This is a genomic window from Klebsiella sp. K47, assembly GCF_051858335.1.
Lineage (GTDB): Bacteria > Pseudomonadota > Gammaproteobacteria > Enterobacterales > Enterobacteriaceae > Klebsiella > Klebsiella pneumoniae.
This window is the reverse complement of sequence record NZ_JBPYUI010000006.1, coordinates 238,798-251,646: the sequence shown is the minus strand read 5'-3', so window position 1 is coordinate 251,646 and position 12,849 is coordinate 238,798. Positions and strand designations below refer to the sequence as shown.

The 12,849-nt window shown below is 58.2% G+C and carries 11 protein-coding genes, 1 tRNA gene and 3 pseudogenes; 7 read left to right on the top strand and 8 right to left on the bottom strand.

Going from position 1 to position 12,849, the window contains the following annotated elements; genetic code table 11:
• Window positions 1–87 precede the first annotated feature (87 nt).
• A tRNA-Met gene (locus tag RRF55_RS08375) sits at window positions 88–164 on the bottom strand.
• Window positions 165–374: 210 nt separating this feature from the next.
• Here RRF55_RS08375 and mltA point away from each other — a divergent pair.
• Both mltA and tcdA read left to right on the top strand, forming a co-directional pair.
• On the top strand, window positions 375–1,472 hold the full coding sequence (gene mltA / locus RRF55_RS08370) for a murein transglycosylase A (protein WP_002915579.1): 1,098 nt from the start codon (window positions 375–377) through the stop codon (window positions 1,470–1,472).
• Between the two features lie 87 nt (window positions 1,473–1,559).
• Window positions 1,560–2,381, top strand: coding sequence for a tRNA cyclic N6-threonylcarbamoyladenosine(37) synthase TcdA (tcdA, locus tag RRF55_RS08365; protein ID WP_004174602.1), 822 nt, complete (start codon window positions 1,560–1,562; stop codon window positions 2,379–2,381).
• 42 nt (window positions 2,382–2,423) lie between these two features.
• Here the strand turns inward: tcdA and csdE are convergent, their stop codons facing one another.
• Window positions 2,424–2,855 carry a cysteine desulfurase sulfur acceptor subunit CsdE gene (csdE, locus tag RRF55_RS08360; RefSeq protein ID WP_004142894.1) on the bottom strand — a complete coding sequence of 144 codons (432 nt, stop codon included), beginning with the start codon at window positions 2,853–2,855 and terminating at the stop codon, window positions 2,424–2,426.
• Window positions 2,855–4,060, bottom strand: a complete 1,206-nt coding sequence (gene csdA / locus RRF55_RS08355) for a cysteine desulfurase CsdA (protein ID WP_004890035.1) — start codon at window positions 4,058–4,060, stop codon at window positions 2,855–2,857. The genes csdE and csdA overlap by 1 nt, the downstream gene beginning before the upstream one ends.
• Window positions 4,061–4,257: 197 nt before the next feature.
• On the opposite strand from csdA, the gene RRF55_RS08350 reads away from it, so the two are divergent.
• The 4 genes from RRF55_RS08350 (at window position 4,258) to rlmM (ending at window position 7,259) form a co-directional block, all read left to right on the top strand.
• Window positions 4,258–4,482, top strand: coding sequence for a YgdI/YgdR family lipoprotein (locus RRF55_RS08350; RefSeq protein ID WP_002915549.1), 225 nt, complete (start codon window positions 4,258–4,260; stop codon window positions 4,480–4,482).
• Window positions 4,483–4,833: 351 nt separating this feature from the next.
• On the top strand, window positions 4,834–5,751 hold the full coding sequence (gene gcvA, locus RRF55_RS08345; protein ID WP_002915545.1) for a glycine cleavage system transcriptional regulator GcvA: 918 nt from the start codon (window positions 4,834–4,836) through the stop codon (window positions 5,749–5,751).
• Window positions 5,752–5,770: 19 nt separating this feature from the next.
• Window positions 5,771–6,166, top strand: coding sequence for a DUF423 domain-containing protein (locus RRF55_RS08340; RefSeq protein WP_002915543.1), 396 nt, complete (start codon window positions 5,771–5,773; stop codon window positions 6,164–6,166).
• Entirely contained in the window at window positions 6,159–7,259 is a 1,101-nt protein-coding gene (rlmM, locus tag RRF55_RS08335) for a 23S rRNA (cytidine(2498)-2'-O)-methyltransferase RlmM (protein ID WP_002915541.1), read from the top strand. Before RRF55_RS08340 ends, rlmM begins: the two co-directional genes overlap by 8 nt.
• 48 nt (window positions 7,260–7,307) lie before the next feature.
• Here the strand turns inward: rlmM and fucR are convergent, their stop codons facing one another.
• The 5 genes and pseudogenes from fucR to fucP form a co-directional block, all read right to left on the bottom strand.
• The gene (fucR, locus tag RRF55_RS08330; RefSeq protein WP_004142883.1) at window positions 7,308–8,018 is read right to left on the bottom strand and encodes an L-fucose operon activator; all 711 of its coding nucleotides are present in this window, start codon (window positions 8,016–8,018) and stop codon (window positions 7,308–7,310) included.
• A 58-nt stretch (window positions 8,019–8,076) separates the two neighbouring features.
• Window positions 8,077–8,499: an L-fucose mutarotase gene (gene fucU, locus RRF55_RS08325; RefSeq protein ID WP_002915538.1), complete on the bottom strand. Its 423-nt coding sequence runs from the start codon at window positions 8,497–8,499 to the stop codon at window positions 8,077–8,079.
• A 1-nt stretch (window position 8,500) separates the two neighbouring features.
• Window positions 8,501–9,775 (bottom strand): annotated as a pseudogene (gene fucK / locus RRF55_RS08320) (L-fuculokinase); the annotation flags it as partial.
• Window positions 9,727–10,284: pseudogene (gene fucI, locus RRF55_RS08315) on the bottom strand (L-fucose isomerase); the annotation flags it as partial. The pseudogenes fucK and fucI, both read right to left, overlap by 49 nt.
• A 32-nt stretch (window positions 10,285–10,316) precedes the next feature.
• Window positions 10,317–11,626: pseudogene (fucP, locus tag RRF55_RS08310) on the bottom strand (L-fucose:H+ symporter permease).
• A 566-nt stretch (window positions 11,627–12,192) separates the two neighbouring features.
• Between fucP and fucA the strand changes: the two are divergent.
• Complete coding sequence (gene fucA, locus RRF55_RS08305; protein WP_002915470.1) at window positions 12,193–12,840, top strand: L-fuculose-phosphate aldolase; 648 nt, start codon at window positions 12,193–12,195, stop codon at window positions 12,838–12,840.
• Window positions 12,841–12,849 lie beyond the last annotated feature (9 nt).

The following is a 12,849-nucleotide window of genomic DNA, read 5'->3' as shown; positions in this document are numbered from 1 at the left end:
ACCGACGACCTTCGGGTTATGAGCCCGACGAGCTACCAGGCTGCTCCACCCCGCGTCACCGTACTGCTTCACTTTGTCAAATTTGATTGGTTGCGGGGGCCGGATTTGAACCGACGACCTTCGGGTTATGAGCCCGACGAGCTACCAGGCTGCTCCACCCCGCGTCCGTGGAAGCGCACTATACTCCGCTAGCGAGATGATGCAACCTTTTTTCGACCAAATCGACATTTTTGTAAGAATTGGCTTATAAAACGCCACGTTGTGGTGTTTTTTTACACAAATCTGTGCCATCGATGAGATCGCGCATTTCAATAGCTCCGGCGCTTTGTTATCTTCAACACGCACTAAGGCTTCGCAGCAAAAGATGAGACACCATGAAAGGACGTTGGGCAAAATATGTAGCGACGGGGGCAATGCTGGCCATGCTCGCCGCCTGTTCCTCAAAACCGACCGACCGCGGTCAGCAATATAGCGATGGCAAGTTCACCCAGCCGTTTTCACTGGTAAACCAGCCGGATGCCGTCGGGGCACCGATCAACGCCGGCGACTTCTCCGAGCAGGTTAATCAAATTCGTAACGCCTCGCCACGCCTCTATAATAGCCAGAGCAACGTCTATAACGCGCTGCAGGAGTGGCTGCGCGCCGGCGGCGACACCCGTACGCTGCGCCAGTTTGGCATCGACGCCTGGCAGATGCAGGGCGTCGACAACTATGGCAACGTCCAGTTTACCGGCTACTACACGCCGGTGGTGCAGGCGCGCCACACCCGTCAGGGCGAATTCCAGTACCCCATTTACCGTATGCCGCCAAAGCGCGGTAAGCTGCCGTCCCGCGCCAGCATCTATGCCGGCGCGCTGAGCGATAACTATGTGCTGGCGTATAGCAACTCGTTGATGGATAACTTCATCATGGACGTGCAGGGCAGCGGCTATATCGACTTTGGCGATGGTTCGCCGCTCAACTTCTTTAGCTATGCCGGGAAAAACGGCTGGCCCTATCGCAGCATCGGCAAAGTGCTAATCGACCGCGGGGAAGTGAAGAAAGAAGATATGTCGATGCAGGCGATCCGCGAGTGGGGTGAGAAGCACAGCGAAGCGGAAGTGCGTGAGCTGCTGGAGCAGAACCCGTCGTTCGTGTTCTTTAAACCGCAGTCTTTCGCGCCGGTGAAAGGGGCCAGCGCTGTGCCGCTGATCGGCCGCGCCTCGGTGGCCTCCGACCGGTCGATTATTCCGCCAGGAACCACCTTGCTGGCCGAGGTGCCTCTGCTGGATAATAACGGCAAGTTTAACGGCCAGTACGAACTGCGCCTGATGGTCGCCCTCGACGTCGGCGGGGCCATCAAAGGTCAGCATTTCGACATCTATCAGGGCATTGGGCCTGACGCGGGCCACCGTGCCGGCTGGTATAACCACTACGGCCGCGTATGGGTGCTGAAAAACGCCCCGGGCGCGGGGAATGTTTTTAGCGGCTAACTCCCCTGGCCATGCCTGTTGACCAGGGCGCCCGGATGACGCCGTTTACGGCGGCCTCCGGGCGCTGTCATTTTGTTCTGAGGTTCTATGTCTGTTGTAATCAGCGATGCCTGGCGCCAGCGTTTTGGCGGTACGGCACGTTTATATGGTGAAAAAGCGCTGCAATGTTTTGCCGACGCCCACGTCTGCGTGGTCGGGATCGGCGGGGTCGGCTCCTGGGCGGCGGAAGCGCTGGCGCGGACCGGCATCGGGGCGATCACCCTTATCGATATGGACGATGTCTGCGTCACCAACACCAATCGTCAGATCCATGCCCTCAGCGGCAACGTCGGGCTGGCGAAAGCGGAGGTGATGGCGGAGCGTATTCGTCTCATCAACCCGGAGTGTCGGGTGACGGTGGTGGATGATTTCGTGACCCCGGAAAACGTGGCGGAATATCTTGGCGTCGGCTTTAGCTATGTTATCGACGCCATCGATAGCGTCCGGCCGAAAGCGGCGCTTATCGCCTGGTGTCGCCGCTACAAGGTGCCGCTGGTGACTACCGGCGGGGCGGGTGGTCAGATTGACCCAACGCAGATCCAGGTCGCTGACCTGGCGAAGACCATCCAGGATCCGCTGGCGGCCAAACTGCGCGAGCGGCTGAAAAGCCAGTTTGGGGTGGTGAAAAACAGCAAAGGTAAGCTCGGTGTAGACTGCGTCTTCTCTACGGAAGCGCTGGTCTACCCGCAGGCGGACGGCAGCGTCTGCGCAATGAAGAGCACGGCGGAAGGGCCGAAGCGGATGGACTGCGCTTCCGGCTTTGGCGCGGCGACGATGGTGACCGCGACCTTCGGCTTCGTCGCGGTGTCGCATGCCCTGAAGAAGATGCTGGCGAAAGCGCAGCGTGACGCTGCGGCTGCCGGAAAGTAGTTTGCCCACCGGGCGCGGCGGCGGGAAAGCGAAATCGTGAGATTACCTTTCGCGGGCGGCGGCGAGCACCGCCTCGCTCAGGGCGCTGAGGCCCTGGCTGCGCGAGGCGCTGAGCTGGCCGCGCAGCCCCAGCTCGTCGAACAGCGCCAGCGGATCCTGCGCCAGGATCCCGGCGCGGGTTTTTCCTTCCACGGCGGTTAAAAGTACCGCCAGCAGACCGCGCACAATCCTTCCTTCGCTGTCGCCAAAGAAGTGCAGCCTGCCCTCGGCGTCCTCCTCATAGCCCAGCCAGACGCGGTTCTCACAGCCGGCAATCTCATGGGCCTGCGCTTTGCGCTCGTCGGTCAGCGTCGGCAGCTTTTTGCCCAATAAAATCAGCTGACGGTATTTATCCTCCCACTGGTTCAGCGGGGCGAAGATCTGGCGCAGCGTAGCGTCGGTAATGGTTGTGCCGAAGGGGTGCAGAGTTGTCATTAATCCACCAGAATTTCCAGGGCGCGATCCACCGCGTGGACCAGCGCCGCAACATCGTCTTGGGTATTGTAGGGGGCGAAAGAGGCCCGCAGGGTGCCGCTGACCCCTAAGGCAGCCAGCAGCGGCTGGGCGCAGTGTTGTCCGGCGCGCAGGGCAATGCCGGACTCCGCCAGCAGCGTCACCAGATCGCTGTGATGAATACCCTCAAATTCAAAGGCCAGCAGGCTTGACTGCTGGCAGCGGAAAGAGCGGAAGCCCGGCCGTTTCGCCAGTTCCTCTTCCGCCAGGCTCGCCAGACTGCGGCTCCAGTTTTCCGCCTGGCCGATATCGCTCTGCGCCAGCCACTCCAGCGCGGCGCTGAGGCCGATAACCCCGGCGACATTCGGCGTACCGGCCTCGAGGCCATAGGGGGCCGGCTGCGGCGTAAAGCCGTCAAAGCTGACCTCGGCGATCATTTTCCCGCCGCCGAGCCAGGGCGACATCGCTGCCAGCAGCTCGCTTTTGCCGTACAGGGCGCCGATCCCGGTCGGGCCATACAGCTTATGGCCGGAAAAGGCGTAAAAATCGATATCCAGCGCCTGCACGTCAGCGGGGAAATGCACCGCCCCCTGGGCGCCATCGACCATCACCACCATCCCGGCGGCGTGGGCAAGGCGGATAGCCTGCGCCAGGTCCGGGCAGCCGCCGGTGACGTTGGACATCTGGCCGATGGCCAGCACCCGGCTGCGCGGGGTAATCAGCGCGCTGAGGCTGGCGATATCCGGCAGGCGGTCGGCGCCAAGCGGCAGTTTGACCACTCTGGCGCCAGTCTGCCCGGCCACCATCAGCCAGGGCACGAGGTTGGCATGATGCTCGGCTTCGCTAACGATAATTTCATCGCCAGGCTGCAGGCGCGGCCGGACGTAGCTTTGCGCCACCATATTGATGGCCTCGGTGGTCCCCCGCGTCCAGACGATATCTTTGCCGGAAGGGGCGCTAAGCCACGCCGCCACGCGATCGCGGGCCGCCTCGTAGCGCTCGGTCAGCCGCTGGGCGGCGGCGAACTGGCTGCGATGGACATTGCCGGCGCTCAGGCGATAAAACTGGTCGCTGGCGTCGATCACCGCCAGCGGTTTGAGCGCTGTCGCCGCGCTGTCGAGATAGACGCCGGCATCGGCCAGAGCCGGAAACTGCGCGCGAAAGTGCGCCGGGTTGAATGCGTTCATGGAATTCCTCGTATCAATACCGCGATCGTCGCGCAATTTGCCGGGCGTGACAAGGTCTCTGCGTCCTGTGGAATTGTCCGAATGTGACTCCACGTCGGTCAAAGAGGGTTATGCTGAAAAGTGTTGGGTTTGTGTTTTAACCTATTACTTAACGAGTTACGAATAGTATAAATAGCCGTAAGGAGAGAAGAATGAAAATGACTAAGGCCGCTGCGATTATCTCTGCCTGTATGCTGACTTTAGGCCTGAGCGCCTGTTCCTCTAACTATGTGATGCATACCAACGATGGGCGGACCATCGTTACCGACGGGAAACCGCAAACCGATAATGACACTGGCATGATCTCGTATAAAGACGCGTGGGGCAACAAACAGCAGATCAATCGCTCTGACGTGAAACAACTGGGTGAACTGGACGAGTAAGGCAGTAAAAAGGCAAAAAAAAGCACCGCGCGTTGCGGTGCTACATTAAATCACTATGGACAGACAGGGTAAATGTACAGGAAGTGAAAAGGGGTAGCTTTGCTACCAGGGTCTGCAAAAACAGACCAATTGCAAACACAACAACACAACATCACAACCGTAAGCCAAAAGCTTGATGGAACACGCATTCCAAAAAAAGCTTCTCGTTCCGGCTCAGGAAGTGCCGCCACTATAGGTATTTGCTGGTAGAACCTCAACGGACAATTTATAATGGCTCAGATAAAAAAAACTAATAGGTTAATCATTGTTTCCTATTTGTTAAATTGAGTTAACATCTAAGCCAGAATAACCATGTCGAAGCGATTACCACCTCTGAATGCATTACGTGTTTTTGATGCAGCCGCACGTCATCTCAGCTTCACTCGGGCAGCCGATGAGCTTTTTGTGACGCAGGCCGCAGTCAGCCATCAAATCAAGTCTCTCGAGGATTTTCTGGGCCTTAAGCTGTTCCGTCGGCGCAATCGTTCGCTGCTGTTAACGGAAGAAGGGCAGAGCTATTTTCAGGATATTAAAGAGATTTTTTCGCAACTGACGGAAGCGACGCGTAAACTGCAGGCGCGCAGCGCCAAAGGGGCATTAACGGTCAGTTTATTGCCAAGTTTCGCCATTCAGTGGCTGGTGCCAAGACTCACAAGCTTTAACTCAGCTTATCCGGGAATCGACGTCAGGATCCAGGCGGTGGACCGTCAGGAGGATAAGCTGGCGGACGATGTCGATGTGGCGATTTTTTATGGTCGCGGCAACTGGCCGGGCCTGCGTGTGGAAAAATTGTACGCCGAGTATCTGCTGCCGGTCTGTTCCCCGCTCTTGCTCACCGGAGACAAAGCATTGAAAACGCCTGCCGATCTGGCGCAACATACCCTTCTTCACGATGCGTCCCGCCGCGACTGGCAAACTTATACCCGTCAGCTTGGTCTAAGCCATATTAATGTGCAGCAGGGGCCGATTTTCAGCCATAGCGCGATGGTGCTGCAGGCGGCCATTCACGGGCAGGGCGTGGCGCTGGCCAACAACGTCATGGCGCAGTCCGAAATTGAAGCCGGTCGTCTGGTGTGTCCGTTTAATGATGTTCTGGTCAGTAAGAATGCGTTTTACCTTGTTTGCCATGACAGTCAGGCAGAACTGGGTAAAATAGCCGCTTTCCGGCAGTGGATCCTGGCGAAAGCGGCAAGTGAACAAGAAAAATTCCGCTTTCGTTATGAACAATAATTACTTGTAGGGTAACAACATGACCAGCCGTTTTATGCTGATATTCGCCGCGATTAGCGGCTTTATCTTTGTGGCTCTGGGCGCCTTTGGCGCGCATGTCTTAAGTCAATCGCTCGGCGCGGCGGAGATGGCCTGGATCCATACCGGCCTGGAGTACCAGGCCTTCCATACCCTGGCGATTTTTGGTCTGGCGGTGGCGATGCAGCGTCGGATCAGTATCTGGTTCTACTGGAGCAGCGTATTTCTGGCGTTAGGGACAGTGCTGTTCAGCGGCAGCCTCTATTGTCTGGCGCTGTCTCATTTACGTCTGTGGGCGTTCGTGACCCCGGTGGGCGGCGTAAGCTTCCTCGCCGGTTGGGTTTTAATGTTAATTGGTGCAATTCGTCTGAAACGTAAGGGCGTTGTTCATGAATAAGGTTGTCCTCTATTGTCGCCCTGGGTTTGAGAAAGAGTGCGCAGCAGAAATTACCGATAAGGCAGCCCGCCTTGAGGTGTTTGGTTTTGCCCGGGTCAAAGAAGACTCTGGCTATGTAATTTTTGAAGGTTATCAGCAGGACGACGGCGAGAAGCTGGTGCGCGATCTGCCGTTCAGCTCGCTAATTTTCGCCCGTCAGATGTTTGTGGTCGGCGAACTGCTGCGCGACCTGCCGCCGGAGGATCGCATTACCCCGATCGTCGGCATGCTGCAGGGCGTGGTGGAGAAGGGTGGCGAGCTGCGTGTGGAAGTGGCGGATACCAACGAAAGCAAAGAGCTGATGAAGTTCTGCCGCAAGTTTACGGTGCCGTTACGCGCGGCGCTGCGCGAGGCGGGCGTGCTGACCAACTATGAAACGCCAAAGCGACCGGTGGTGCATGTGTTCTTTATCGCACCCGGCTGCTGCTATACCGGCTACTCATACAGCAACAACAACTCACCGTTCTATATGGGCATTCCGCGGCTGAAGTTTCCCTCCGACGCCCCGAGCCGTTCCACCCTCAAGCTGGAAGAGGCGTTCCACGTCTTTATTCCGGCGGACGAGTGGGACGAGCGTCTGGCGAACGGCATGTATGCCGTCGATCTCGGCGCCTGCCCGGGCGGCTGGACCTATCAGCTGGTGAAGCGCAACATGTGGGTCTCTTCGGTCGATAACGGCCCGATGGCCCAGAGCCTGATGGATACCGGCCAGGTGACCTGGCTGCGCGAAGACGGTTTCCGCTATCGTCCGAACCGCAACAACATCTCGTGGATGGTCTGCGATATGGTGGAGAAACCGGCGAAGGTGGCGGCGCTGATGGCGCAGTGGCTGGTCAACGGCTGGTGCCGGGAGACCATCTTCAACCTCAAGCTGCCGATGAAAAAGCGCTATGAAGAGGTGTCGCAGAATCTGGCCTATATTCAGGCCCAGCTGGACGAGCACGGCGTTAACGCCCAGATCCAGGCGCGTCAGCTGTATCACGATCGTGAAGAGGTGACCGTTCACGTGCGCCGCCTGTGGGCCGCCGTCGGCGGACGTCGCGACGAGCGTTAATCCTTCCCCCTCAGGCCGGAGACGCGTGCGCGTCCTCCGGCCTTCCCCTTAAGGCTGCGGCGCATCCGACACAATATGCGTCACGTCATCCAGATGACCAATCCTCGCCTCGCCGGAGCGGTTGAACTTGCTTTTGTCGATCAGCAGTAGCGACTGCGCCGCCCGCTTAAGCAGGATCGATTTGAAGTCGGCATTGAACGCATTGGAGTCCCAAAGCGCGCCCTGCGGGTCGATTCCTTCGCAGGAAAAAATAAACAGATCGATCTCCAGCGATTTCAGCTGGGAAATCAGCGCCGGGTTCACGTAGCAGCCATATTTCCGCTGCAGAGTGCCGCCGGAGCAGGTGAGCGTGATCTGGTCGCGTTTGGCCAGCTCCTGGCAGATGGGCTGGCTGTTGGTAAAGACGTGCAGCGGGCGGTCCGGCAGCTGGCGGGCGAGATACCAGCAGGTGGAGCTGGCATCGAGGGCGATCACCATCCCTTCGTCAATCCAGGCCAGCGCTTCGCGGGCGATGTCGGCTTTATGCGCGTAATGGCTTTTCAGGCGCATGTGGAAAGGATCGCCGCTGTCCTGGCTGCGCTGGTGGATCACTTTGGCCCGGCCGTGGTTACGCAGCACTTTGCCCTGCGCCTGCAGCTCGCTCAGATCGCGGCGAATAGTTTCCCTGCTGACGTTGAGCTGTTTTGACAACGTTTCGGTGGTCAGGCTGCTGTGGGTGATCAGGAGATCGACGATCGCCTGCTGGCGGGCTGCTTTCATTTATTCTCATCCCATCATTGATTGAGCGTCTGCATCAGGCAGACGCTCCGGCATGAGATTACGGCGTGACTCCTTTTTTTAAAAGGATATTTCCGTACTTAGCGCACTCTCCTGTGATAACGATCGCAAAGGCTTTTTGCGCCCGGTCGTAGAAGGCAAAGCGGTCAATCCGCACGATATCCGGGCAGGGGGCCTGCGCCGATAGCGCCTGCCGATAGCGCTGTTCCACCGTCGGGTCGAGCGCATCGCCTTCGACGGCGGCCATCATCACCACCGGCGGCGCATAGCTGTCTAATTCGAACAGCGGGATAATCGCCTGCAGCAGATCGCTGACTCGCAGGCCATCGGCGCGGATCACCTGCGGCCCCATGCTGTGCGCCGGGAAATGGGCATCGGAAAAAATGATTTCATCCCCATGGCCCATTTCGGCCAGCACTTTCAGCAGTTCCGGCGATATCAGCGGGGAAATGGTTTTGAGCATCTCAGGCTTCCTCTATCAGTTCAGGTTCAGTTTGCGGCCAGAAATAGCGGTAGCGGTACGCGACCTGCGCTCTGGCCTGTTCTGGCGAAGAGAACTCGCCCACGCCATACCAGCCAAACATCGCCGCGCCGGCCACGGTGGTTTCGGCATCGTCGAGGACTTTGATCGGTATCCCGAGTCGGTTGGCCTTGATCTGGTTCCATAGCGCGTTGCGGCTGCCGCCGCCCACCAGCAGCAGCTCTTTCGCCCTGAAGCCGCCGATTTTTTCCAGGGTTTGCAGATGCTGCGCCAGCTGATCGCTTAACCCCTCCAGCGCGGCGCGGTAAAAATGGCCGCGGGTGGTGTTGAGCGTGACGCCCTGCCAGCCGGCGTGCTGGCTGGCGAGCAGGTCGCACTGCATCCTGACGCCCTGGGCGCCGGGCGGGATCGCCTGCGCTTCGTCAATCAGCGTCTGCCATGGGGTGTCAGCGCTATACAGCAGTTTGCGCACCCACTCGAGCACGCCGGAGGCCAGCCACTGCATCCCCGGGTTATAGCGGCCCGGCTGGCTGTCCAGCTCGCAGGTGGAGCCGCTGTAGTCACAGAGCAGCGGCTCCACCTGCGCGCTGCGCACCATCAGGATCTCCCAGGTCCCGGAGGAGAGCACCGGCTCATCCTGCCCGGCGCCGGCGCCAAACAGAGCGAACTGGGTGTCATGCCCGGCCGAGATAACCGGGATCCCGACGGGAAGGCCCAGCAGCGCAGCGGCCTCCGGCAGCAGGGCGCCGATCGGCTGGCCTGCTTCAACCAGCCGCGGGAACAGGCGGCGCGGCAGGCCGGTCGCCTGCAGGATTGGCGCGCTGAAATCGCGCTGCCGGAGATCGAGCATCTGGCTGGTGCCCGCCATGGTGAGGTCGGTGGTGAACTCCCCGGTCAGCCGATGGTTGATCAGCGATGAAATAAACAGCCAGGCATGGGCCTGCGCCAGCAGCTGCGGGTGGTTCTCTTTCAGCCACACCAGCTTATACAGGGTGTTGAACGCAAACGCGCCGACGCCGGCTATCTGCTGCAGCTGGCGCGCGGGCATATACTGGCTGATATTCTCCATCACCGCCGCGGTGCGTGGGCATTTCCAGCTGATGATCGGATACAGCAGGGCGCCCTTCTCATCTACCAGCGCGCCATCGACGCCAAAGGTCGTGACGGTAATGCCGCGCACCGTGCAGGAGGCCAGCTGGTCATGGATCTGCCGACAGCAGTCGGCAAAGCGCTGCATAATGGCCTCCAGCGACCACTGGCGACAGCCAGGCCGGCGCGAGCGAAGCGCAACAGCTTTTCTTCGACATCCGCTGGGATCGACGTGTCATCGGCATCCTGCACGTCATGTCCGTAGATGGAGAACGCCGGGATCCCTTTCTGGCTATGGGCCGCCAGCGCCGCGGCCAGATAGACCGCCCCCGGACGCTCGGTGCCGTTAAAGCCCCAGATGGCCTTCGGGCGCAGCGGATCCATGTCGATGGTTTCGCTGCCGTAGCACCAGCAGGGGGTGACGGTGATGGTGACGCCGACGTTCTGGCTGCTGAATTTCTCTTCACAGGCGGCCGACTCGGCCATGCCGGCGATGCAGGTATCGGCAATCACGCACTCCACCCGGGCGCCGCAGGCGTGGCGCAGTTTCTCGCTGATAAGCGCGGCGGTGGCTTTCGCCATGTTCATGGTTTGCGCTTCCAGCGACTCGCGGACCCCCATGCGACGACCATCGATTACCGGACGAATACCGATCTTCGGTAAGCTGATTTTTTTCATTACAGATCCCTCAGGTTATGCGGATAACAGGTTTAGTTCGTCGCCGCTTGTGAACGGAAACGGGCAAAAATAAAGATGATGGCGAAGCACAGCGCCGGGACCAGTTCGCGGTCGGGATATTGCCGGCGGCGTCGCTGACAAAGCCCATCACCGGGGTAACGATCCCGCCGCCGATAATGGTCATGACGATAAATGACGAGCCATATTTGGTGTCCTGGCCCAGATGCTTAATCCCCAGCGAGAAGATGGTCGGGTACTGAATGGACATAAAGGCGCTGCACAGGGTCAGGGCCAGCAGACCGACGTGGCCGCCGCTGAAGGCGGAGAGCAAGCAGAGCAGCATGGCGATAAACGCATAGATAGCGAGCACGTTGTGCGGCGCGAAGCGGCGGATAAGCCAGGTGCCGGTAAAACGGCCGATAAAGAAGCAGACCATGGTGGCGGTCAGGTAGTTGGCGGCGAAACCGGCCGTCATGCCCGGGATCTCTTCGATAGCGTAGCGAATCAGGTAGCTCCAGCAGGCGGTTTGTGCGCCGACGTAGCAGAACTGGGCCAGTACCGCCCAGCGCCAGTGGCGGATGCGCATCAGGCGCGTCAGCGAAGCGAAAAAAGTGCTCTGCGCGCTGTCGCTGTGGTCATCGCTTTGCAGGGCGGGGAAGCGGGTGCAGACGATCAGCAGGGCGACCAGCAGGACGATAGCCACGATAATCATATAGGGGGTTTGTACCGACAGGACCAGACTGTGCTTCCAGGCGCTGAGCTGTTCCGGCGTCATTTTATCCAGCACCTCCTGCGGCTGATGCGGGACGTTAGACAAAATAAGACTCTGGCCAAATACCACGGCAATAATGGCGCCGAATGAGTTAAAGGTCTGGGCCAGATTAAGGCGGAAGTGACCGCCGCTTTCCGGACCGAGGACGGTGACAAACGGGTTGGCCGCGGTTTCCAGACAGCCAAGCCCGGCAGCGATAATAAATAATCCAATCAGGAATAAAGTGTAGTTCATCACTTCGGCGGCAGGCCAGAACAGCGCGGCGCCGCAGGCATATAAAAACAGACCCGTAAGGATGCCGGCTTTGTAGCTGAATTTTTTCATCAACATCCCGGCGGGGATGGGAATAATAAAATAGCCAAAGTAAAAGGCCGATTGAATTAATCCGGCCTGGAAGTTAGTCAGGGTAAAGGCCTGTTGAAATTGCGGTAATAAAATATCATTCAGATTATTAGCCACGGCCCACAGAAAAAAGAGGGAGCACAGCAGAGCGAAAGGAATAATGTAGCTCTTACTCTGCCCGCTCTCCATGGCGCGGTAACTTTGCGTTGGTATCGTTGTGTTTCCCATAGCGTCCTCATCAGTTCAGAAGCATTTACAACAGCATTCAGGGCGCAGTCTGGTGCTGCAGCAGACCGCAAAATTAAGTGAGCTCAGGTGACGCGCCGGTGAGTGAAATGAAAGTCACGGCGGAACTCATGGCTTCATTTTCAAATAAAAACCGCCTGTTAATATGATGATGGTCACACTTAACGTACTGTGGGCCATTTTATGTGATTATTGTCACTTTAATTTTTCAAAAACGCTGACCGTTTGAGAAAATAAATTCACAAAACCACAACGCTAATGACCGAATGAATATATATCGTGGAAAACGGGCAAATGTTACAAAGAAATAAAATGCCCGCTTGATGAAATATTATTAAGAACGGGCATTTTAATCTCTCTCGTAATGGGCATGGTTGCTTTATTCATGGCGGAATAATTGATGCGGCTCACAAAAAATAATCATGAAAATTCCCCTTTGAATATTCAGGTTGATGATGGAGACCATTATTCACCCTATCCCACGGTAGCCGACGATATTTCTGTTGCCCTGCCGTTGATGGATGATGAGTCACCAAAAGAGGAACGCAATGGAAAGAAACAGACTGGCCCGGCAGATTATCGATACCTGCCTGGAAATGACCCGCCTGGGGTTAAATCAGGGGACCGCCGGCAATGTCAGCGTGCGCTATCAGGGAGGAATGCTGATCACCCCTACCGGTATCCCATATGAAAAGCTGACGGAAGACAAGATCGTCTTTATTGATGCCGACGGCCAGCATGAGCAGGGAAAACTGCCCTCCAGCGAATGGCGTTTTCATCAGGCGGCCTACCAGACGCGACCCGATGCCCAGGCGGTGGTCCACAATCACGCTGTCCATTGTACGGCGGTGTCGATTCTCAACCGGCCCATCCCGGCCATTCACTATATGATCGCCGCGGCCGGCGGGAATTCGATCCCCTGCGCGCCCTATGCCACCTTCGGCACCCGCGAACTGTCTGAGCATGTCGCGGTGGCGCTGAAGCACCGCAAAGCCACGCTGCTGCAGCATCACGGCCTGATCGCCTGCGAGGCCAGCCTGGAGAAAGCGCTCTGGCTGGCGCATGAAGTGGAGGTCCTGGCCCAGCTCTACCTCAGTACGCTGGCGATTACCGACCCGGTCCCGGTGCTGGATGACGAGGCGATCGCCATCGTGCTGGAGAAGTTCAAAACCTACGGATTACGCATTGAAGAGTGATGCCGCAAC